Source organism: Enterobacter cloacae complex sp. SHL018, from assembly GCF_049237905.1.
GTDB lineage: Bacteria > Pseudomonadota > Gammaproteobacteria > Enterobacterales > Enterobacteriaceae > Enterobacter > Enterobacter hormaechei_C.
The window spans coordinates 1123126-1145806 of sequence record NZ_JBMKJE010000001.1; the positions used below are offsets into that span (position 1 = coordinate 1123126).

The 22681-nt window shown below is 53.9% G+C and carries 21 protein-coding genes; 7 read left to right on the top strand and 14 right to left on the bottom strand.

Annotation, left to right across the window (positions count from 1 at the left end):
• Positions 1-37 precede the first annotated feature (37 nt).
• Positions 38-1564, bottom strand: coding sequence for a YdgA family protein (locus ACOTY5_RS05535; RefSeq protein ID WP_015570658.1), 1527 nt, complete (start codon positions 1562-1564; stop codon positions 38-40).
• A 99-nt stretch (positions 1565-1663) separates the two neighbouring features.
• On the bottom strand, positions 1664-2839 hold the full coding sequence (gene manA, locus ACOTY5_RS05540; RefSeq protein WP_015570657.1) for a mannose-6-phosphate isomerase: 1176 nt from the start codon (positions 2837-2839) through the stop codon (positions 1664-1666).
• Between the two features lie 199 nt (positions 2840-3038).
• Here manA and fumA point away from each other — a divergent pair, with 199 nt between their 5' ends.
• Together fumA and fumC are read left to right on the top strand one after the other, a co-directional pair.
• The gene (gene fumA / locus ACOTY5_RS05545; protein ID WP_015570656.1) at positions 3039-4685 is read left to right on the top strand and encodes a class I fumarate hydratase FumA; all 1647 of its coding nucleotides are present in this window, start codon (positions 3039-3041) and stop codon (positions 4683-4685) included.
• 182 nt (positions 4686-4867) lie between these two features.
• Positions 4868-6262: a class II fumarate hydratase gene (gene fumC, locus ACOTY5_RS05550; RefSeq protein WP_045142533.1), complete on the top strand. Its 1395-nt coding sequence runs from the start codon at positions 4868-4870 to the stop codon at positions 6260-6262.
• On the opposite strand, the gene tus is transcribed toward fumC, so the two are convergent.
• The 3 genes from tus to ACOTY5_RS05565 all read right to left on the bottom strand — a co-directional run bounded on the left by tus (position 6263) and on the right by ACOTY5_RS05565 (position 9074).
• Positions 6263-7192 (bottom strand): DNA replication terminus site-binding protein, encoded by a 930-nt coding sequence (gene tus / locus ACOTY5_RS05555; protein WP_045142532.1) that lies wholly within the window; start codon positions 7190-7192, stop codon positions 6263-6265. It abuts the gene before it with no gap.
• 74 nt (positions 7193-7266) lie between these two features.
• Positions 7267-8565, bottom strand: a complete 1299-nt coding sequence (gene rstB, locus ACOTY5_RS05560) for a two-component system sensor histidine kinase RstB (protein ID WP_045142531.1) — start codon at positions 8563-8565, stop codon at positions 7267-7269.
• Positions 8566-8846: 281 nt separating this feature from the next.
• Entirely contained in the window at positions 8847-9074 is a 228-nt protein-coding gene (locus ACOTY5_RS05565) for a hypothetical protein (RefSeq protein WP_017384578.1), read from the bottom strand.
• A gap of 151 nt (positions 9075-9225) precedes the next feature.
• Here ACOTY5_RS05565 and ACOTY5_RS05570 point away from each other — a divergent pair, with 151 nt between their 5' ends.
• Positions 9226-9390, top strand: coding sequence for a YnfU family zinc-binding protein (locus ACOTY5_RS05570; protein ID WP_213083756.1), 165 nt, complete (start codon positions 9226-9228; stop codon positions 9388-9390).
• A gap of 161 nt (positions 9391-9551) precedes the next feature.
• Here the strand turns inward: ACOTY5_RS05570 and ACOTY5_RS05575 are convergent, their stop codons facing one another.
• The 3 genes from ACOTY5_RS05575 to rstA form a co-directional block, all read right to left on the bottom strand.
• Entirely contained in the window at positions 9552-9770 is a 219-nt protein-coding gene (locus ACOTY5_RS05575) for a cold shock domain-containing protein (RefSeq protein WP_017384577.1), read from the bottom strand.
• 387 nt (positions 9771-10157) lie between these two features.
• The gene (gene iraM, locus ACOTY5_RS05580; RefSeq protein ID WP_015570651.1) at positions 10158-10577 is read right to left on the bottom strand and encodes an anti-adapter protein IraM; all 420 of its coding nucleotides are present in this window, start codon (positions 10575-10577) and stop codon (positions 10158-10160) included.
• 390 nt (positions 10578-10967) lie between these two features.
• Positions 10968-11684, bottom strand: a complete 717-nt coding sequence (gene rstA, locus ACOTY5_RS05585) for a two-component system response regulator RstA (protein ID WP_045142530.1) — start codon at positions 11682-11684, stop codon at positions 10968-10970.
• Between the two features lie 127 nt (positions 11685-11811).
• Between rstA and ACOTY5_RS05590 the strand changes: the two genes are divergently transcribed.
• Positions 11812-12147: a GlpM family protein gene (locus tag ACOTY5_RS05590; RefSeq protein ID WP_017384576.1), complete on the top strand. Its 336-nt coding sequence runs from the start codon at positions 11812-11814 to the stop codon at positions 12145-12147.
• Here the strand turns inward: ACOTY5_RS05590 and folM are convergent.
• The 3 genes from folM to ydgH form a co-directional block, all read right to left on the bottom strand.
• Positions 12144-12866: a dihydromonapterin reductase gene (folM, locus tag ACOTY5_RS05595; protein WP_003857550.1), complete on the bottom strand. Its 723-nt coding sequence runs from the start codon at positions 12864-12866 to the stop codon at positions 12144-12146. The genes ACOTY5_RS05590 and folM overlap by 4 nt on opposite strands.
• 39 nt (positions 12867-12905) lie before the next feature.
• Positions 12906-14288 (bottom strand): amino acid permease, encoded by a 1383-nt coding sequence (locus tag ACOTY5_RS05600; RefSeq protein WP_023296510.1) that lies wholly within the window; start codon positions 14286-14288, stop codon positions 12906-12908.
• Positions 14289-14473: 185 nt separating this feature from the next.
• Entirely contained in the window at positions 14474-15418 is a 945-nt protein-coding gene (ydgH, locus tag ACOTY5_RS05605) for a DUF1471 family protein YdgH (protein WP_000769339.1), read from the bottom strand.
• Positions 15419-15953: 535 nt separating this feature from the next.
• Between ydgH and pntA the strand changes: the two genes are divergently transcribed.
• The 3 genes from pntA to ACOTY5_RS05620 all read left to right on the top strand — a co-directional run bounded on the left by pntA (position 15954) and on the right by ACOTY5_RS05620 (position 20099).
• Complete coding sequence (gene pntA, locus ACOTY5_RS05610; RefSeq protein WP_017384575.1) at positions 15954-17483, top strand: Re/Si-specific NAD(P)(+) transhydrogenase subunit alpha; 1530 nt, start codon at positions 15954-15956, stop codon at positions 17481-17483.
• Between the two features lie 10 nt (positions 17484-17493).
• The gene (gene pntB, locus ACOTY5_RS05615; protein WP_003857541.1) at positions 17494-18882 is read left to right on the top strand and encodes a Re/Si-specific NAD(P)(+) transhydrogenase subunit beta; all 1389 of its coding nucleotides are present in this window, start codon (positions 17494-17496) and stop codon (positions 18880-18882) included.
• Between the two features lie 107 nt (positions 18883-18989).
• Positions 18990-20099 (top strand): mechanosensitive ion channel family protein, encoded by a 1110-nt coding sequence (locus tag ACOTY5_RS05620; RefSeq protein WP_017694101.1) that lies wholly within the window; start codon positions 18990-18992, stop codon positions 20097-20099.
• A gap of 40 nt (positions 20100-20139) precedes the next feature.
• On the opposite strand, the gene uspE is transcribed toward ACOTY5_RS05620, so the two are convergent.
• The 3 genes from uspE to ogt all read right to left on the bottom strand — a co-directional run bounded on the left by uspE (position 20140) and on the right by ogt (position 22679).
• A complete protein-coding gene (gene uspE, locus ACOTY5_RS05625; RefSeq protein ID WP_006808916.1) occupies positions 20140-21090 on the bottom strand; it encodes a universal stress protein UspE in 951 nt (316 codons plus the stop codon).
• Positions 21091-21227: 137 nt separating this feature from the next.
• Positions 21228-21980, bottom strand: a complete 753-nt coding sequence (gene fnr, locus ACOTY5_RS05630; protein WP_000611906.1) for a fumarate/nitrate reduction transcriptional regulator Fnr — start codon at positions 21978-21980, stop codon at positions 21228-21230.
• 183 nt (positions 21981-22163) lie between these two features.
• Complete coding sequence (ogt, locus tag ACOTY5_RS05635; RefSeq protein ID WP_015570643.1) at positions 22164-22679, bottom strand: methylated-DNA--[protein]-cysteine S-methyltransferase; 516 nt, start codon at positions 22677-22679, stop codon at positions 22164-22166.
• Positions 22680-22681: the final 2 nt, after the last annotated feature.

The window sequence follows — 22681 nt, forward strand, 5'->3', positions numbered from 1 at the left end:
CCGGCAATAAAAAACCCCTCATGCGAGGGGTTTTCGTTTACTGCTGCGGTACTGCCGGCGGCGCTGCCGGTTCAGCCGGTGCCGGAATGCCCAGCGTCGGCATACCAAACATACCGACAAACTCTTCCAGCGGCATTTTGTCGCCGTTGAGCGTCACCTGGCCATTAGCATATTGCAGGCTGGTGGAAATGGTGTTGTCTTCCACCTTCGTGATGCGGAACATCTGGCCCATCGCCGCCAGGCCTTTCACCTGTTGGTTTGCCAGTTTCCCTGCATCTTCTTCACCATACCCTTCAAGTTTCGCAATCTGCGTCATGAACTCGGTCGCCATATCCATCGGGATGGTCAGCTTGCTGTCGAGCGATTTCACGCTGCGGTCAACTTCCTGCGCCAGGGTCTGCGGTTCGCCGGTCGCAGCGGCCGGATCCTTCAGGAACAGCGACAGGTTGAAGTTGGTTTCGCCTTTGCCGTTTTTCCAGCTCAGTGGCGCAACGGTAATCACCGGCTCGCCCTTCAGCAGGATCGGCAGGTTATTAAACAGCACCGTCATCGCCTGCTGCTGGTACGCCTGCGGGTTCTGTTGCAGGGCGGCATCGGTCAGCAGAGCCTGGCTCTCTTTGCTGTATTTCTGACTAAATTCGTGCCACGCCTGGCCGTCAATGTTGCCGATTTTCAGAGACAGCTTACCGGTACCGAGATCCTGATTTTGTACCTTCAGGCTTTTCAGGCTGTAATCCAGCTGGGTGTTGATGCTTTTACCGTCTTTGGACACGTCGGACTTGCCGTCCAGATCCATGCCTTCCAGCACCGCCATCTCTTTGCCTTCAATCGCAATGGCGATCTTATCGAGGCTCAGCTTCTGGTCGCCGATACGCTCATCAAAATCGGTCATACGGCTGTTGCCGCTGGCTTTGAGGTTGTTGAAGGTAAGCTGGACTTTCTGGTTATATTCATTGACTGAATTCACCAGGCCGCTTGCGGCATCACCGGTCAGGGAGACAGTCTTGCCGTCACGATCGGCATCAAGCTGGAAATTGCCGCCGCTGAAGGCGACTTTGTCAGTGCCTTGTTCGTAATTCAGCGCTTTCAGGTCGATGTCCGAATGCGTATCACCGGCATAGCTGATGCGGGTATTGATCTCAAACGGCGACTCATTTTTCGCCATATCGAAAATCGGCTTCGTCACCTCGTTATTCACCAGTACGGTTCTGGCGGATGCCATGGAGGGGATCAGGTTAAACTTTTTCAACTGCGCCAGCGGGAACGGACCGTGGCTGACCACTTCATCCAGCACCACGCTCTGGCCCGGTTTCAGCCAGGCGTTCTGATTACCCGCAACCGGCTTCACCACCACCTGCATATGGCTTGTAAACACGCCACGCTGGTAGTTCTGGTAGCTCAGCTCCAGACCTGCTTCAGGCGCGCTGCGCTTAATCTCGCTGTTTGCCTGCGTCATCATCTCTGCCAGACGGCTTTCCAGCTGTTTCCCGGTATACCAGGAAGCACCCGTCCAGATCACGCCTAAAGCAACAATCACTCCTACCGCTACGACCGATTTTTTCATTGCGATTATCCCTAAAATGAAACCAGGCGGTTAAAACCGCCTGGTGTTACAACGCCTGTTACTAGCTTAGCAAGAGTTGTTAAAAAATTCAGTAAGTCCCTAAAGCTTATTAAAAACACGCGCCAGGCGACCGGTGCCGCTCACCCGGACAGGCGACTCGTTGGCCGCGACAAAGGCGGATTCACCCGGTTTAAGCACCAGACGCTCGCTATCTTTATGCAACGTCGCTTCGCCTTCTACACAGAACAGGATCGCGGCGCTCTCCTGTGCAATGGCGGTTTCGTCTGCGCTGAGGTCGTGCAGCGAGAAGGCAAAATCGTCAACCGGAATCGGGAAGTCCAGCTCTGCGCCGTTTTTCACCGGCTGCGTAAGCAGCTCCGCAGCAGGTTTCGCCACGAACTTCACGTTGGCAACCAGCTCAGGGATGTCGATGTATTTTGGCGTCAGGCCCGCGCGCAGTACGTTATCGGAGTTAGCCATCACCTCCAGCGCCACGCCGTTCAGGTAGGCGTGCGGGGTTTCAGCGAACAGGAACATCGCTTCGCCCGGGTTGAGCTTCACCACGTTCAGCAGCAGCGGAGAGAAGAGACCGCTGTCGTCCGGATAAAACGTGGAAATTACGCGAATGGTGTCCCATGGCTCACCCTGCTGGCTGTTCAGCGCGGCTTTCAGCACCGCCAGCGCGTGGGATTTTTCCTCGCCCTGCATATTCAGCAGGCTGGCAAACAGTTCGCACAAGGCTTCTGCGTTCGGGTTTTCCAGGAAATGGGCGATCGCGTTGTGAGCCCCGGCGACCGGTTGCAGCAGGGAGATGATCTCGGAAAACTCGCGGAAGGCATTCATCGCCAGGAAAGGGGTAAGGGCGAAAACCAGTTCCGGCTTGTGGTTAGGATCTTTGTAGTTACGCTCTGCGGCGTCTAACGGAATACCGGCGGCATTTTCTTTGGCAAAGCCCAGCTCAGAGGCTTTTTTGTTCGGGTGAACCTGAATGGAGAGCGGCTGGTCGGCGCACAATACCTTGAACAGAAACGGCAGCTCACCAAAACGATTCGCCACTTTATCGCCGAGCAGTGCGGCTTTGTCGGCGTCGATGACGTCACGCAGGCTGCGAACCTGGCCGCTGGCATCTTCAATTTTTGAGCTGCTCTTCGGATGCGCGCCCATCCACAGCTCTGCCATCGGCAGGTTGTCCGGGTTGGCGATACCGTAGAGATCCGTTAACGCAGTTTTACTTCCCCAGGCGTAGTTTTGCACTGAGTTGATGAGTTTTTGCATTATCAAGCCCTGATTCATATGTGGAATTAACTCCGCGTATTAAAGCAATAAACCGAATGGAAGTAACCTGCGGATGTAAAAAGTCGTACTAGTCTCAGTTTTTGTTAAAAAATTGTGTAGGATAAGCTGACTCGCTTTTAAGCCGGGCAGCGGAACATCTGCCCTGAATAAACAGACCGAAGCAGTAAGTGAGAGAACAATGTCGAATAAACCCTTCCATTATCAGGATCCTTTCCCCCTCAGTCAGGATCAGACCGAGTATTACCTGTTAACCCGCGATTACGTTTCTGTCTCTGAGTTTGAAGGGCAGGAGATCCTCAAAGTTGACCCGCAGGCGCTGACGTTGCTGGCGCAGCAAGCCTTCCATGATGCTTCCTTTATGCTCCGTCCGGCGCATCAGCAGCAGGTTGCTGATATCCTGAGCGACCCGGAAGCCAGTGAGAACGATAAGTACGTTGCCCTGCAATTCCTGCGTAACTCTGATATCGCGGCGAAAGGCATTCTGCCGACCTGCCAGGACACCGGCACGGCGATTATCACCGGTAAAAAAGGCCAGCGCGTCTGGACCGGCGGCGGTGACGAAGCGGCGCTGGCGCGCGGCGTTTACAATACCTACACCGAAGACAACCTGCGCTATTCGCAAAACGCGGCGCTGGATATGTACAAAGAGGTGAACACCGGCACCAACCTGCCTGCGCAGATTGACCTCTACAGCGTCGACGGTGACGAGTACAAATTCCTCTGCATCGCCAAAGGCGGCGGTTCAGCCAACAAAACCTATCTTTACCAGGAAACCAAAGCGCTGCTTACCCCGGGCAAGCTGAAGAATTATCTGGTCGAGAAGATGCGCACCCTCGGCACCGCGGCCTGCCCGCCGTACCATATCGCGTTTGTGATTGGCGGTACGTCTGCCGAAAGCACCCTGAAAACCGTTAAGCTGGCCTCAACCAAATACTACGATGGCCTGCCAACGGAAGGTAACGAACATGGTCAGGCGTTCCGGGACGTGCAGCTTGAGCAGGAACTGCTGGCCGAAGCGCAGAATCTGGGCCTGGGCGCGCAGTTTGGCGGCAAATACTTCGCGCATGACATTCGCGTGATCCGCCTGCCGCGCCACGGTGCTTCCTGTCCGGTGGGCATGGGCGTCTCATGCTCGGCGGATCGCAACATCAAGGCGAAGATCAACCGCGACGGCATCTGGATCGAGAAGCTGGAGAACAACCCGGGCAAATATATTCCTGAAGAACTGCGTAAAGCGGGCGAGGGGGAAGCGGTTCGCGTGGACCTGAATCGTCCGATGAAAGAGATCCTCGCGCAGCTTTCGCAGTATCCGGTTTCAACGCGCCTTTCCCTGAACGGGACGATTATCGTGGGCCGCGACATCGCCCATGCGAAGCTGAAAGAGCGCCTGGACAACGGCGAAGGGCTGCCGCAGTACATTAAAGATCACCCGATCTACTACGCAGGCCCGGCAAAAACGCCTGATGGATATGCTTCCGGCTCGTTAGGCCCAACCACGGCGGGCCGTATGGACTCCTACGTCGACCAGTTGCAGGCCAACGGCGGCAGCATGATCATGCTGGCGAAAGGCAACCGCAGCCAGCAGGTGACGGACGCGTGCCATAAGCACGGCGGCTTTTACCTCGGCAGTATAGGTGGCCCGGCGGCGGTGCTGGCGCAGGGCAGTATCAAGAGCCTGGAGTGCGTGGAGTACCCGGAACTGGGTATGGAAGCGATCTGGAAAATTGAAGTGGAAGACTTCCCGGCGTTCATCCTCGTGGATGACAAAGGTAACGACTTCTTCAAACAGATCCAGTCTTCCCAGTGTTCGGCGTGTGTGAAGTAATTCTGTAAATTGCCGGGTGGCGCTGACGCTTACCCGGCCTGCATTCTCGTAGGTCGGGTAAGGCGCAGCCGCCACCCGACATCAAAAAGAGCGCACAAAGCGCCATAACGTTTCTCAGAAGTCATCAATACTTATCTCTTAAGCATGTGAGCAATCCCATCTTTGTTATCAAGGAGTAAGTAATGACAATGCATCGCCGCGAGAAAGACTCCATGGGCGCCATCGACGTCCCGGCCGACAAGCTATGGGGCGCACAAACCCAGCGTTCGCTGGAGCATTTCCGCATTTCGACAGAGAAAATGCCCGTCTCGCTAATCCAGGCGCTGGCGTTGACCAAACGCGCTGCCGCCAAAGTCAATCAGGATCTGGGCCTGCTGGATGCCGATAAAGCCACCGCCATCATCAATGCCGCCGACGAAGTGCTGGCGGGCAAACATCCCGACGAATTCCCCCTTGCCATCTGGCAGACCGGCTCAGGCACCCAGAGCAACATGAACATGAACGAGGTGCTGGCGAACCGCGCAAGCGAGCTTCTTGGCGGCGTGCGCGGCATGGAGCGCAAGGTCCACCCGAACGATGACGTGAACAAAAGCCAGAGTTCCAACGACGTGTTCCCGACGGCCATGCACGTGGCGGCCGTCATCGCAATCCGCGAGCAGCTTATCCCGCAGCTCAACGTGCTTAAATCTACGCTTAACGAGAAAGCGCAGGCCTTCCGTGACATCGTTAAAATTGGTCGTACGCACCTTCAGGACGCCACGCCGCTGACGCTCGGCCAGGAGATCTCCGGCTGGGTGGCGATGCTGGAGCACAATCTTAAGCATATCGACAACAGCCTGCCGCATCTGGCGGAGCTGGCGCTCGGCGGGACGGCGGTGGGTACCGGGTTAAACACCCATCCCGAGTACGCGGTGCGCGTGGCCGAAGAGCTGGTGAAGATCACCGGGCAGCCGTTTGTTACCGCTCCGAATAAATTCGAAGCGCTGGCGACCTGTGATGCGCTGGTGCATACCCATGGCGCGCTGAAAGGGCTGGCGGCCTCGCTGATGAAAATTGCCAACGACGTGCGCTGGCTGGCCTCCGGCCCGCGCTGCGGCATCGGCGAAATCAGCATTCCGGAAAACGAGCCGGGCAGCTCCATTATGCCGGGCAAAGTGAACCCGACCCAGTGCGAAGCCATGACCATGCTGTGCTGTCAGGTGATGGGTAATGACGTGGCGGTTAACATGGGCGGCGCGTCGGGTAACTTCGAGCTTAACGTCTATCGTCCGATGGTGATCCACAACGTACTGCAATCGATTCGTCTGCTGGCCGATGGCATGGAGAGCTTTAACGAGCACTGCGCGGTGGGCATTGAGCCTAATCGCGAGCGAATCAGCCAGCTGCTGAATGAGTCTCTGATGCTGGTAACGGCGCTGAACACCCATATTGGTTATGACAAAGCGGCCGAAATCGCTAAAAAAGCGCACAAAGAGGGGCTTACCCTGAAAGCCTCTGCGCTGGCGCTGGGCTACCTGACGGACGCCGAGTTTGATGCCTGGGTCCGCCCGGAAGCGATGGTGGGCAGCCTCAGATAATCACTGCGCCAAATACAGGTGCAGCCGCGGAATAATCAGCTGTAGCGGCTGCGCCTGGGGTTTATAGCGATGCTGAACGTTTTCAGCATCGTAATTCAGCAGTTCCCCGATATCCGGCACCACCGCACCCTGATCGGCATCGTAGAGCGCAATCAGCGGCGTCGGGCAGGCGTATTGCACCTGCTTTTGTTGTCCGGCGTACCAGACGCGGGCGATAGGCTGTACCTTCACCGGACGCTTTATTTTAAGACGGGTATCAGCTGGCAGGGAGGCAATGCTGTGGTACTCCTGCTCCAGCCGTTCAATCCACTGTTCCCGCGACCACGGGGCGACCGTTCGCGGCGATTTCAGGCTTTTCTCCAGCTGAGCCAGGATCTCATCGCGCGTGAAATTTTTAATGATGTGCTTGTTGGCCCAGCCGAAGCGCAGCGTGGCGGGGTGGCGCAGTACCGTCAGCGTGCGGTAAGCATTCAGGGTGATCAGCCCCGGAAGCTGGCGATGCACCCATTCAAAACGGGCAGCCGGCGCCAGCCCGGACTCAACGGTTACAATCTTCTCAAACGCGGCTTTCAGCGTATTGATATGCGTAATCTGCGCCTCAATTCCTTCACGCGTTGCGGCATCCGTTTGCAGGCAGATGACGCCGGGCAGGCGAACGGCGGCCTTACTGCTGCGATTTTCGGACTGCTGCTGGATGAAAAGGCGACGAAAGTGCTGCAACGTCATTTCCAGCGCCGCCTTGCCAACATGCTGCGTCACCTCAATGGTGTTCAGCGGGTCGTGCTCCGCGCCTTTCGCCACCTCGGGCAGAGAAAAGACGCGGGCGGCCAGCAGGCGGCAGTCATGAAGTTGCCCCGTGAGGGTCAGTAACGCCTGCTCTATTTCCCGAAATGTGGTGTTAAGCCTTTCGATGAGATCGTAAGTTGCCATGGCAGCCCTTAATTAGTTACAACATACTACTGATATAGCATAACACGCAGGGTCAGGCCAGCGTGCGGTTTAGGTCAGGCAGGTACGGGAAGGGGAATATTGTGATAGATCGGCCAGCTAAAGACGAACCGGGCCCCACCCAGCTCGCTCGCTTCGCAGCGAACCGAACCGCCCATCGCCTGGGCAATAGAACGGACAATAGCCAGCCCCAGACCACAGCCGCCGGTAGCCCGGTCGCGGCTGGGATCGAGGCGCACAAACGGCTCAAAAACTTTTTCACGCTCCGCCGGCCCAATGCCGGGGCCATCGTCTTCCACACACAGAATCGCCTGGCTTCCCTGCAAATCTAAACCTATGCGCAGCGTCGTTTCGCTGTAGCGCATGGCGTTGTTCATCAGATTATCCAGCACGCGTTCCATCAGGCGCATGTCCAGTGCGCCGTACGCGCCGGGAGTAATGGCTGTCAGCAGTTTTCGCTGAGGGTTAACGCTCTGCACATCGTTAATATGCGTCTGTAGCCAGACGGGGAGATCCGGTGAACTGAGGTGCAACTCCGTCTGAGGCCGATCGAGGCGGGCATAGGTCAGCAGCTCTTCAATCAGCGCTTCAAGCTGGCCAATATCCCGATTGAGCGCCTGCGATTCCGCCCCGGTGAGGTTCTCGCTCATCTCCAGGCGATAACGCAGGCGTACCAGCGGAGTGCGCAGTTCATGCGCAATACCATCGATCAGCTGCTTCTTGCTGGCAATCAGGGCGTTGATGTTATCGGCCATCTGGTTGAAGGCAATACCGAGTCGGTCAAAACTGGAACCGCTGTCGAAATGTATGCGTTCAGTTAAATGACCCTCCCCAAAACGCTGTGCGGCGGATTCCAGTTTCAGCATGTCCTGCCAGTGCGGTCGCATCCAGATGAACACAGGTAAAGCGAGCGAAATGGCAATAAAGCCCAGCAGAGCGAGATCCAGCAGGCGCATCTGGTGCAGGTAATAGAGATAGGGCACTGGCCCGACGGCCAGAACATAATGGCTGCGTGGAATACGCTGAATGAAGGTATATTTCTCGTCCAGTGCGACGATGTCTCCGTCGCGCAGACGCTGCATCGCAGGCGGCGCTAAGTCAAAATCCTTCATGGGTTCGATACGCAAATCAAACGACAGATTCAGATCCAGCTCTTTTAACGTGCGCGCCCAGTCATGAGGAGGAATTTCTCGCAGCTCGCTACGCATCAGATAGAGCGAGCTTTTCATCAGATCGTCCAGGGATTGCCTGCCCGCGCGCTCTGCGGTGAATTTGTAGACCAGCCCGACCAGCATGGTCATCACCAGAAAGCAGACAAACAGCAGGAGATAAAACTGCACAAACAGCTTTTTCATTGGATAGCACCGCTAAATCAATCAATTAAGAACCCGGCTTTACTTCGTCAGCCCTGCGTGGACATCCATATCACCACAGGAACGAAGAAGGTTGATGATACACTTTCTTCGGAAACAGAGGGAGCAAAGTGAACAGCACGATTATGCGGAATAGTTAAATTTAAAGGGCAATGTCGTAAAAAAGCCTGCATTTTGCAGGCATTAATAATGATGGATTGTAATTTTTCTCATTCTGAGTGAAATAAATGCTGTGTTGTTAACCGGACTAGTGACAGAAAATATTATAAATATTGTTTGGCAGCATCAGATATTTCCTGAGAGGTAAGTTCCCTGTCTGAAGCAACATAGATAGAATTATGATCTCCCGTCAACGACGGAAAGCTTGCAGTCATGATCTGAAGATTAATTTCTTCACCATCCGGATATGTCTGGCGTACAGACGTTATGCCCTTAAGCACGATAATGACTTTGCTGGGGTTGGCATTAAAAAAAATGATCACCTTTTTCATATATCACTCTATATCTCTTTGTTATTGTGCAAGGTAAGAATGTTCCAGAAGCGTGGCTCCTTTCCTTTTTTTGCTCTCTTTGGGAAATAAAAGCAAGCAATATCCTGCCTTAACGTGTATGGTGGCAATCCTTTTCATTCAGGAGCAGCCTATGTCGGGACGTAAAAACTCGCAACTTCGTCGCAATTATTTAGTCAAATGTTCATGTCCAAACTGCGCTAAAGAGTCAGAGCACAGTTTCACTCGCATACAAAAGGGGGCCCAGCTTGTCTGTCCCTACTGTAGCGCTTTGTTTAAATCCTCTCAGCGTCTCTGAAGAAATACTCATACAAGAAGTGGAAGAGACGATGTTTTTCGCGGCCGCCTGACCTCAATAACACTTTACTGATTTACAAGCAGTTAGCATCGGATTGTAGACTGCTTGTGCAGTCCACGAGCCAGAAGCAACATCATCGTCAACGCGGCTGTGTGCTGATATTATTTATCGCAAAGCGTTACATTCGCAGCAGCAGGGCCTTTATCGCCGCTTACGATGATAAATTCGACTTTCTGACCTTCAAAAAGTGTTTTGAAGTTCTCTCCCTGAAGGGCAGAGAAATGCACGAAAACATCTTTGCTGCCATCTACAGGGGAGATAAAACCAAAGCCTTTATCTTCCTTAAACCACTTAACCAGACCTAAAATTTTTGATGACATAAAGACTCCATTTGAACATTTCCGAAGTGATATAAAAGCTAATAAACATATAATGCTAAGGTGTGGACTCAAAAGGAGGGGGTATCAGCGATAGCGCCTGGTTATGAGAATTGTCATGCAACTTGTCCAACTATTATTGGATCGGACTAACGAGACCATTAATGCACGGGCAGGGTTAATTAGCAATTTTTATTTTAGCCTTCCGGATGGCTTGCTTAAAATTGCACAATAAAAATTAATTTGGTACAAGAAGCCAGAGTTGCCAGGCGTGACTACAGCCCAAATGTCCCCACAGGAGCATTTGGGCTGTAGTCACGGAGATTTATCCGGACAAAGGCGGTGCAGCAGAAATATTAATTATCTTGATCTCAATATTTCCGATTTTCGCTAATGTCTGGATTTACCTGTGCTGACAATCAGTGGGTTGGTGGCAAACCCATGCGGGCATTTCCGCGCGTTGCAATGCACCGCGTAAGTGCATATCTCCTCGTGCTGGTTTCGATTGTATGGGCAGGCCATCTTGTTTTTAATTTCACTCCACAACATTTCGTTGTAAGGTGATATGTTGTATATCGATATAGGCTTGAAAACACCATTTATGAAGACGCCATTTTTTGTCGGATATATCCTGTCACCGGGGTACAAATAGACATCGCTTTCATACCAAATGATGAGTTTCAAGAACTTGAGTCCCAAGATGCTTGAATAAACGATTCCCGTGTTAGGACAAATTACCGAGCTAATGACTCTCCATGACATTGCTATACCTCTTTCATTAAATAATTGAGAGAGTATAAGGTTTAGCATGAGAATTAGATTTCTGCAAACACGTAAGCTATTGAAAAAGATCGATATTATTTATATGTTCGCCATTATCCCCTTTGTTTTTATAAGGATAAGATAATGATTAAGTCAATTGTAAAGATCATTTTTAGCCTAATGTGCATTTAAGTGACGGATTTTTGATCGATGATGGTGCCTGCTCTGCTGAATATATATTGTACTATAGCAATCAAATACATTAGCGCTACTTTTGTTTACGCGAAAAATGCACATCGAAATAGAACTGGAGAGAGGAATCAGACCAGAGGATATGTCATAACTGACGATGCATATAATCGATAACTTTCGACGAATATCGATAACAATTCCGATGCATCGTCAGTTATTTTTCGAATATTCCTGTTTGCTCCTTTTTCAGGTTTCCCAGGCGTGCGGTGCAAACAGATAGCCCTTGTTGCGTACGGTTTTGATGCGGTAAGGTTCCGTGGCGTTATCCAACAGTTTTTTACGCAGTCGTGAAATCGCCACATCAACGCTACGATCCATTCCGTCGTAACTTACGCCGCGCAGATTTTTCAGTAATGCATCCCGGTCCATAATTTGTCCGGCATGGGTTGCCAGCTCCCACAGCAGGTCAAAATCTGCGGTTGAGAGCGCAATCAGCTCCCTGGAAAGCATAACCTGTCGGTTGACCGGGTCGATAGAAAGTGTGCCGAAACGCATCGCTTTATGCGGCGTTAAGGAGGGCGCAGGCGCTTCACGCTCAGCGCTAGCACGCTGACGCAGATGGAGGCGTAAACGGGCTAGCAGAACCGCCGGCGGCGTGGTTTTCAGGATGTAGTCGTTTGCGCCCATCTCAAGCGACAGAATATGATTCATATCGCTGTCGAGAGAGGTCAGCAGCACGATCGGGCCGTCCCATTTCGCGCGCAGATCCCGGCAGAGCGTCATACCATCTTTCCCGGGCAGCATGATGTCCAGCAACACCAGATCCGGATTTTCGCGGTTGACGACGTCTTCAGCGCGATCGCCACGAGGCTCGACAACCACTTCCATATCATGTTTACCCAGATAAGCGGCGATTAATTGCCCCACCTCGGGTTCATCTTCAACATAAACAATCTTATTCATACAACGTCTGTCATCGCGAAAAACGTCAACATACACCGCTCAACCTTAACCTTCCATTAATCTTTCAAAATTAGCCGGAGTTCCGTTATCCTGCACGGGAATGTTATTTGATTGTTAAGGGAAAAGAATGGGGCTGGTGATAAAAGCCGCGCTAGGTGCGCTGGTCGTGCTGCTGATTGGGGTGCTGGCTAAAACGAAGAACTACTATATTGCCGGGCTGATCCCGCTGTTTCCCACCTTTGCGTTAATCGCGCACTATATTGTGGCCTCTGAGCGGGGTATTGAGGCGCTGCGCGCCACCATTGTGTTCGGGATGTGGTCGATCATTCCGTATTTTATTTACCTGCTGTCGCTGTGGTACTTCACCGGTTTTATGCGTCTGCCCCTGGCGCTGGGCGGGGCGGTGGTCTGCTGGAGCCTCAGCGCCTGGGTGCTCATCTTCTTCTGGAGCCGCTTTCACTAGCGCAGGGGGCGGCCACCGTCCACGGCAAACGTTCGGCCCGTGACGTAACAGCTGGTCAGCAGATAATCGATCAGGTCGATCACCTCTTTCTCGCCGGGCGCAATTTTCATTAACGACTTGTTGAGCGCCTGCTGACGATACTCGGCATCATCGCCTTCGTTAAATAAAATCATCGCCGGAGCAATCGCGTTGACCTTTACCTCGGGCGCCAGCTTGCGTGCGAAAGAGCGGGTCATATTATCCAGCGCGGCTTTGCTGGCCGCATAGGCGATGTGTTTGTCGCTTCCTCGCTCCACCACGTAATCGGTGAAATGGATAATGTCTCCTGCGGCATGGCCGTGTCCGCGCAGCAAATCCTGTAGGGCATGGTTGAGCAGATAAGGCGCATTAACGTGGATCTGCATCATGCAGGCGAGCGTTTCGCTGAGTGAATGTCCTGCTTTTTCGGGAAGCCAGGTACTGGCGTTGTGAATAACCGCCCGCAGTCCGTGGGTGGTCGACTTCACTTTGTCCGCGAAGGCGAGAATACCTTCATCTGTGGAGAAATCCGCCTGAATGCAGACTGCTCCGGCATTTCGTAGCCCTTCAATGGAGGGATATTCCGTGCGGTAACTGACGATAACCGGATGGCGAAGATTGAGAAAGTGATGGGCGAGGGCGAGGCCAATGCGACGGCCTGCGCCAGTGATCAATATTGGGCGTTGCTGCGTGTGTCCCATCGTAATCTCCTTTTCAGTTCAACAATGGGACAGGCGGCGCTATCCCATTAACATCCACGTTGCCGGTACGGCAGCGACTAACAGCAAACCTATCAATGCCATTTCGCGGCGCTTAAGGGCATTATCAAGCTGATGTGTACGGCGAGCGTAGATAAACACCAGCAGGCCCGGCGCGTAGAGCACCACGGACAGCAGCAGATGCATCGGTCCGGAAGCATATAACAACCATAGACCGTAAATACAGGCGCCGACGCTTACCGCATAGTGTGCCGGGCGGGTCGCAATTTTTAACAGATATGCGCCCACTAAGAAATAGGGTACCAGAATCATCTCGGAGGCGATGGTCAGCAGCGTGTTATAGTCCGATCCTGTGAGCCAGATCAGCACCAGACAGACCTGCACGCTGATGTTGGTGAGCCACAGAGAGGCCGATGGCGCACTGTTTTTGTTCTGACGGGCAAACAGGCGCGGGAACGCTTTGTGCGTGGCGGCCAGGAACGGGACTTCCGCTGCCATAATGGTCCAGCTCAGATAGGCGCCGCAAACGGAAACAATCAGACCCGCCGCGATAATCACGTCCCCCCAGGGACCCAGCATTTTCACCATCAGCCCGGCCATGGACGGGTTACGCATTTCCGCAAGTTCAGGGCGAGCTACCACGCCGAGCGACAGCAGCGTCACCAGCAGATAAACGCCCAGCGCCGCCAGTACGGCCAGCAGCGTGGCGCGTCCCACATCGCGCTTGTTACGCGCGCGGGCAGAGACCACGACGGCACCTTCAACGCCGATGAACACCCACAGGGTGATCAGCATGGTATTTTTCACCTGTTCCCAAACGGGGACGCCCAGCGCAATGCCGCTGAAATCGAGCGTAAAGACATCGAGACGGAAGGCGAGGAAGGCCAGCACGACGAACAGGCCAAGCGGCACCAGCTTGGCCAGCGTCGCCACCAGGTTAATGCTGGCTGCGGTCTGGACGCCACGCAAAATCAGCCAGTGAACTATCCACAGCAGGACCGAGGCGCCGACGATGGACTGCCAGGTATTGCCGTCGCCAAACAGGCGCAGTTCGGGCGTATCGGTAAAGAAGCTGAGCGCCGAGAAGACGATAACCAGATAGGAGACGTTGGCGATCACCGCGCACAGCCAGTAACCCCAGGCGGAGCAGAAGCCGATCAGCTCGCCGAAACCTTCCCGGGCGTAAGTGAATATTCCGCCGTCCAGATCCGGTCGGATACGGGTCAGCAGCAGCATGGCGAACGCCAGCAGCAAAATCCCGACACCGGTAATGCCCCAGCCAATCAGTAATGCGGCCGGGCTGGCGACGGCCGCCATGTTCTGCGGCAAACTGAATACGCCCGCGCCCAGCATTGAGCTCAATACAAGTGCAGTTAAAGCACTCAGGCCAAGTTTCTTTTCCATTGGCTTCCTGTTATGAAAAGTCCAAATCCAGAATAATTATTTCGCTAAGGCGCATAAAAATGGTGGATCACGCTAAGGCGCGGGATTTTACGGAGTGTGAAGGATGCATGCAATGACGTGTGGCAGAAATCAGAAAAAAAGTAACAAAAAAGGCGGCACTGCGCCGCCTTTATGAAACCGTTTTGTTACTTGTACAGATCGGCGCTGATGGTCAGGTTGTTACCACGTTCCTGCCACTGGCGGGTGATGTGGTAATACTTCGCGCCTTTCTTCGCAGCACGCTTCGCCACCTGATAGGAGATTTCCGTCATGTTGCCATAGTTGCCCGTAAACTTGATGCTGTCGAACGGAACCATCTGCGCGGCAGTGGCTTTGTTCAGCTCTTCAATTTTCGTGCCGTCTGGTAACGTAACGGTATAACGACCGCCTTTGGTGGATTGGGTTTCAAAGAAACGACCCACTTCAGCGCTTGGTGCCGCCGAGGTTGCAACGCCCGGAATTTCCACTTTCTTCGCTTCTTCACCGCCTTTCGCTAACGCGGCACGTCCCGCATCTGAATCCGCTGGAATGGCATCCGGGCTTTGTACTACGCGTTTTTTCGCATCTTGCTTATAGATGAAGGCGGTGATGCGCTGGTTTCCGCCCTGGTTGGCATCAACCTGACGCACGATATAGAACGCGTAAGCGCCTTTTTCTCTCGCGGCTTTGGTGATGGCATCGTTAACTTCAGGCTGGCTGCGGTAGAAGCCCTGAACGGTCACGGTGTCATACGGTTCCAGCTGAACAGCCTGATCTTTCGGCAGTTCAACAATGCCGTTAATCACGCGGTTTTTCTGTTCATCTGCTTTTGGGGCATTCTCTTTGTACAGCGCAATCGTCACGCGCTGGTTGCCGCTGTTGCCCTGATCGGACTGGTCAACAACGTAAAAAGAGGCAGCGCCGTTTTTATCGGCGGCTTTTGATGCGGCGGCGACGGCATCGCCAATAGAGTTATAGCGACCCACAATGACCGTATGGTCAAAAGGTTTTAACGCTGCCGCTTGCTCCGGCGTCAACTCTGTCGCGGCATTCGCAGACAGGGCGGTCGCGGAAAGAAGTGCGGACGCCAGGAGTGTGTTCTTAAGCTTCATAAAAATAATCCTTCGCCTTGCGCAAACCATGTACTGGTGTTGTTGTTAATTTGAGACGGTCCCGATTATGGCATTTAACACCCGTCGCTGTCTGCGGCATTTTTCACAGCCTGTGCTCACCAAAGGACCTGATTCGATAACATTTTGTGATATGTGGAAAAAACAGGCGTTTCACAAGCAAAACTGATTAAGCATATGACTTTTACAAGTTAATTTAATGTTAATGAGTTGTTCTTTTATGGCGCTATATCATGTTTTTACCGCTTCGCTTGCGCGATTTATCGGTCCTGAAGGCGAATTTAAGGTAAATATCTCTGTCAGTGACCCCGATCGCTTATTTTTCACAGATAAAGTAAGAAATAGTGTTTTCTGGCGGTAGATCACGGGCGCTATTTTCAGTAGGTTATAGAAAGTTTGTTACTGTTTTATTTTCCGGGGTTAATCATTCTCCGTCGATATCTCGATGGTGAAAATTGATACAAACCGTGGGCAATTATCGACAAACCATCATCAAAAACCGATGGAAGGGAAAACTATGCGTATTGGGGTACCAAAAGAACGGTTAGCCAATGAAACCCGCGTAGCGGCAACACCAAAAACGGTGGAGCAACTGCTTAAACTGGGTTTTACCGTCGCGATTGAAAGCGGCGCGGGCAAACTGGCGAGTTTCGATGACGAGGCCTTTACTCAGGCTGGCGCGGACGTAGTGGACGGTGCTGAGGTCTGGCAATCACCCATCATTCTGAAGGTCAACGCACCGGAAGAGAGTGAAATTGAACTGCTGAACGCGGGCACGACGCTTGTGAGCTTTGTCTGGCCAGCCCAAAACCCGGAGCTGATGGAGAAGCTGGCAGCACGCGGTGTCACCGTGATGGCGATGGACTCCGTGCCGCGTATATCGCGCGCGCAGTCTCTGGATGCGCTGAGCTCCATGGCGAACATTGCCGGCTATCGCGCCATTGTCGAAGCTGCGCATGAGTTTGGTCGCTTCTTTACCGGTCAGATTACGGCGGCAGGTAAAGTACCACCCGCGAAGGTGATGGTGATTGGTGCCGGTGTGGCAGGTCTTGCCGCTATCGGGGCCGCAAACAGCCTGGGCGCTATTGTTCGCGCGTTTGATACCCGGCCGGAAGTGAAGGAGCAGGTGCAGAGTATGGGCGCCGAATTCCTTGAGCTGGACTTCAAGGAAGAAGCGGGCAGCGGTGATGGTTACGCGAAGGTCATGTCTGAAGCCTTTATTAAGGCGGAAATGGCACTCTTTGCGGCGCAGGCAAAAGAGGTGGACATCATTGTCACCACCGCGCTTATTCCGGGTAAACCGGCGCCGAAGCTGATCACCCGTGAGATGGTGGATTCCATGCAGCCGGGCAGCGTTATTGTCGATCTGGCGGCGCAAAACGGCGGTAACTGTGAGTATACCGTGCCAAACCAGGTCACGACGACCGCGAACGGCGTGAAGGTGATCGGTTATACCGACCTGCCAGGGCGTCTGCCAACCCAGTCCTCTCAGCTGTACGGCACGAACCTCGTTAACCTGCTGAAGCTGCTCTGCAAAGAGAAAGACGGCAACATTACCGTTGATTTTGATGATGTGGTGGTGCGTGGCGTTACCGTGGTGCGTGAAGGGGAAATCACCTGGCCTGCACCGCCGATTCAGGTTTCCGCTCAACCTCAGGCTGCGCCGAAAGCGGCGCCAGAGCCCGCGGAGCCAGCAAAACCTGCGTCGCCGTGGCGCAAATACGCCATCATGGCGCTGGTTATTATCCTGTTTGGCTGGCTGGCGGATGTCGCGCCAAAAGAGTTCCTTGGCCACTTCACCGTCTTCGCGCTCTCCTGCGTGGTGGGTTACTACGTCGTGTGGAACGTTTCTCATGCGCTGCATACCCCGCTGATGTCGGTCACCAATGCCATCTCCGGGATTATCGTGGTCGGGGCATTGCTGCAAATTGGTCATGGCGGCTGGATCAGCTTCCTGAGCTTCATTGCGGTGCTGATCGCCAGTATCAATATTTTCGGTGGTTTCACCGTGACTCAGCGCATGCTGAAAATGTTTCGTAAAGGCTAAGGGGTAGCATATGTCTGGAGGATTAGTTACAGCCGCATACATTGTTGCTGCAATCCTGTTTATTTTCAGTCTGGCGGGGCTTTCCAAACACGAAACGTCTCAGCAGGGAAATAACTTTGGTATCGCCGGGATGGCGATTGCGCTGATTGCCACCATCTTTGGGCCGGACACCGGCAACGTGGCGTGGATCCTGGTGGCGATGATCATCGGCGGCGCGATTGGTATTCGTCTGGCGAAACGCGTTGAAATGACCGAGATGCCGGAGCTGGTTGCCATTCTGCACAGCTTCGTGGGTCTGGCGGCGGTGCTGGTGGGCTTCAACAGCTACCTGTACCACGAACCGGGCCTGGAGCCGATTCTGGTGAACATCCACCTGACCGAAGTGTTCCTCGGCATCTTCATCGGTGCGGTGACCTTCACCGGGTCGATTGTGGCGTTCGGCAAGCTGCGCGGGAAGATCTCTTCCAAACCGCTGATGCTGCCTAACCGCCACAAGCTGAACCTGGCGGCGCTGGTCGTTTCCTTTGTGCTGCTGGTGGTCTTCGTGCGTACCGAAAGCGTAGGCTTGCAGGTGCTGGCGTTACTGGTGATGACCATCATCGCGCTGGCCTTCGGCTGGCATCTGGTGGCGTCTATCGGCGGAGCAGATATGCCGGTGGTGGTTTCCATGCTGAACTCCTACTCCGGTTGGGCGGCGGCGGCGGCAGGCTTTATGCTGAGCAACGACCTGCTGATTGTCACCGGTGCGCTGGTCGGTTCTTCCGGTGCGATCCTGTCTTACATCATGTGTAAGGCGATGAACCGTTCGTTTATCAGCGTCATCGCGGGTGGCTTCGGTTCTGACGGCTCATCAACCGGTTCTGATGAGGAAGTGGGTGAACACCGTGAAATCAGCGCGGAAGACACCGCAGAGATGCTGAAAAACTCGCATTCCGTCATCATCACCCCAGGCTATGGCATGGCGGTGGCGCAGGCGCAGTATCCGGTGGCGGAAATCACCGAGAAACTCCGCGCGCGCGGCATCAAGGTTCGCTTTGGTATTCACCCGGTGGCGGGGCGTCTGCCAGGCCACATGAACGTGCTGCTGGCGGAAGCGAAGGTGCCTTACGACATTGTGCTGGAAATGGACGAGATCAACGATGATTTCGCCGACACCGACACCGTGTTGGTGATTGGCGCCAACGACACCGTTAACCCGGCGGCGCAGGACGACCCTCGTAGTCCGATTGCGGGTATGCCTGTTCTCGAAGTGTGGAAGGCGCAGAACGTCATTGTCTTCAAACGCTCTATGAACACCGGCTATGCTGGCGTGCAGAACCCGCTGTTCTTTAAAGATAACACCCACATGCTGTTTGGCGACGCCAAGGCCAGCGTGGATGCGATCCTGAAAGCGCTGTAATTGCGCTTCATCCTGACAAACCGCCCCCCGGGGCGGTTTTCTTATTTCTGCGGCCAGCTTTTCTCCTCTGTCTATACTTTACCCTTTGTGTAATACGAGGAGGTGTAATGCGATTTTTGTCCCGCTTCGACATCATCGAGCTGATGATGACGCCATCTTTCTGGATCGGCGTCGCCACGGTGGTTTTTGTGACTCTGCTGGTGTACTGGCTGCTGACGCGCCTGATCGCCTTCGTTAAGAAAGGGATCACTACCTGGGGCGACAAGCACCCCACCACCAACCGGATGCGTTTTATCCTGACGGATATGCTTAACCGCACCAGCCGCTTCCTGCTTTTTGTCGTGGCGCTGTTATTCAGCCTGCGTTTCGTCGACTTACCGGATCATCTCTTTGGTACCGTGAGCCACGCCTGGTTCCTGGTCTTCGCTATCCAGGTGGCGCTGTGGATGGATCAGGGGGTGGTGTCGTGGCTTCGTCACGTCATGCTGGCGCCGGGAAGCCATAAAAACCCGGTGACGCTGGTGATCACGGGGCTTATCCTCCGTGCCATAGTCTGGTCAGTGATGCTGCTGTCTATTCTTGCTAACGCGGGCGTCAACATCACTGCTCTGGTTGCCAGCCTTGGGGTAGGGGGTATTGCAATCGCCCTCGCGGTGCAAACGATCCTGAGCGACGTGTTTGCATCGCTTTCCATCGGTTTTGATAAGCCGTTCGAAATTGGCGATTTTGTGGTGTTTAACGATGTCGCCGGGACGGTAGAGCACATTGGCCTGAAAACCACCCGTATCCGCAGCCTGAGCGGGGAGCAGATTGTCTGCGGGAACGCCATTCTGCTGCAACAGACGCTGCATAACTACAAACGGATGCAAACGCGCCGGATCGTCTTTACCTTCGGGGTTGCCAGCGACACGGCGCCGGACAAACTGCGTTCAGTGGGTGATATGGTCAAACAGATCATTACCGACGTCGGGGAAACGAAGTTTGACCGCGCCCATTTCCTGGGCTTCGATCGCGATCGCCTGACCTTCGAGGTGGTCCATATCGTTAATACGGCGGACTACAACAAGTACATGGATATTCAGCAGGAGATCAATATCCGTATTCTGGAGGGGCTGAACCAGCAGGAGATCAAGCTGGCGCTGCCGAGCATGGTTCTGCACGCGCCCTGGATGAATGCCGGCGACGAGGCACCGACGCAGCGGTTGAGCGAAGCGTAATAAAAAAGCCCGCCGTTACCGGCGGGCTTTCATTTTGGGGTCAATCGTCTTCCTCATCGTCCAGTTCAACCGGCGTTTGATACTGATCCGGTTTGATGACCAGAAGGTCGCAGCGCAGGTGGTCGATCACCTGCTCGGCGGTATTTCCCAGGAACGCGGCAGAGATACCGGTCCGGCCAATGGTGCCCAGCACCACAATCCCGGCCTGCAAATGCTCCGCCAGATCCGGAATAACCTCTTCCGGTAACCCTTTTTCTACGTGCGTCATATTCTCATCGATACTGAATTTCTGGCGCAGCGCTTTCATGGCCAGCAGATGCTGACCGCGAATCGCGTCGTTATACACGCTCGGGTCAAATTCAGGCAGCTCGATGGCGATATTGATTGGCGTAACCGGATAGGCGCCCACCAGATGGACTTCGGTGTGGTTAACCTGGTCGGCAAGCTGGATGGTTTCCTTCACCAGCTTCTCGTTCAGCGAATTGTGATAATCCTCTTCGCTGGCCAGATTCACCGCCACGACGGCTTTCCCGCCCTCAGGCCATGGCTGATCTTTCACCATCCATACCGGGCAAGGGCATTTGCGCAGCAGGTGCCAGTCGGTTGGAGTGAAAATCACGGATTCCAGTTTGTCATGCTGGTGCGCCATTTTCAGCAGCAGGTCATGCCCACCGGCCACCACTTCCTGAATAATGGCTTCGAAAGGTCGGTTGTGCCAGACCACTTTGATATCAATCGGTACGCCCGCTTCCAGGTAATATTTTGCCTGCTCGCGGATCCACGCGGTACGCTGGCTGATCACTCCCTGACGCATAGCGGTGCGCTCGTCAGGCGACAGAAGGGTGGTCATCTCGTATGAGAAGTCATAAATCGGCAAAAAGGCTTTAATTTTGCCACCAATCCGTTGATGTAAATACACAGCACGTCGTAATGCCGGCTGATCGTCCTGGTTAGGATCGATAGCCACCAGCATGTTTTGATACTTTGCCATACAGGTCTCCTTACTACTGTCACCACAGTCTGTAAGTAAAAGAGTAACCTATATATCTTGAATGAAACAGGGGGGAAGTTTTTGCCAGATCAATAATCATGAAAATTTATCGACCTGGCATAAGATATCCGGGAGAGTTATGCCACGTTACGTGAGTGACCCGCCAGAATGGCCAGCGCTTCACCGTTTTCGATGGTGATGTACTTACCTTTAACCGCCAGCATTCCGCTCTTCTGGAAGCGACCCAGCAGACGGCTGATGGTTTCCACGGTCAGGCCCAGATAGTTACCAATATCACCGCGCGTCATGGTCAGACGGAATTCACGCGGGGAGAAGCCACGCTCCGCGAAACGGCGGGAGAGGTTATAGATAAAGGCGGCCAGACGCTCTTCGGCATTCTTTTTGGAAAGCAGCAGGATCATATCCTGATCGCCTTTGATCTCACCGCTCATCAGACGCATCATCTGCTGACGCAGGTTCGGCATCTTACCGGACAGATCGTCCAGCGTCTCAAACGGAATTTCGCAGACCATAGAGGTTTCCAGCGCCTGAGCAAAGCTCGGGTGATGGCCACTGCCGATGGCGTCAAAGCCGACTAAATCGCCTGCCAGATGGAAGCCGGTGATCTGCTCGTCGCCCTGTTCGGTAATGGTGTAGCTTTTGATGGTGCCAGAACGGATAGCATAGAGCGATTTCAGTTCGTCTCCCGCCTTAAACAGCGTCTGCCCTTTCTGAATAGGCTTTTTGCGCTCGATGATATTGTCAAGCTGATCGAGTTCGTGCTCATTCAGAGTAAACGGGATACAGAGCTGGCTGATGCTGCAATCCTGGCAATGGATAGCACAACCGCCAGACTGAATGCGTCGTATAATTCGCTTTTCCGGGATCATAGGTTTGCTCAAGCCTTAATTGATATTGGTCAATTTTAACATCTTTTTGGTAAGGACGTAAGTCTGGCAACCCCCCAATAAAGACAAGAGACGGCAGCGTGTTGCCATCTCCTTGAAATTCCACAGAATGATTAAGGATTATGAACCTAACAGGAAGAAAATTAAGCACAAAAAGCCTGGGAATTACAGCAGAAAATACCCTTCGTGACGCAGCAGCCACTCTTTGCGCTGTACGCCCCCGGCATAGCCGGTGAGGGTGCCGTTGCGCCCGATCACGCGATGGCAAGGCACCACAATGCTGACGGGGTTAGAGCCATTTGCCGCACCGACCGCGCGCGCCGCGCCGGCACGGCCAAGCTGTTCTGCCAACTGACCGTAGTGCATCACCTGCCCGCAGGGAATATTACGCAGCGCCTGCCACACCTCGCGCTGGAAAGGGGTGCCCGCCGTGGCGGTTGGCAGGGTATTAATAATGCTGAGATCGCCCTCGAAGTAGGCCGTCAGTTTATCGCTCAGCCCGCCAGGATTACGGGCAGTAATACGCTCGTAACCCTCGGCGCGATAATGGATGTTGAGCAGCTCAACCATCCGGTCGCTGTGCTCTTCCCATTCAACCGCGCGCAGATTGAACGCTTCATCCGCGATAACCCACAGCGGCCCCAGCGGCGTCGCAATCTTATCTTCGAGTAATCTCAGCATCA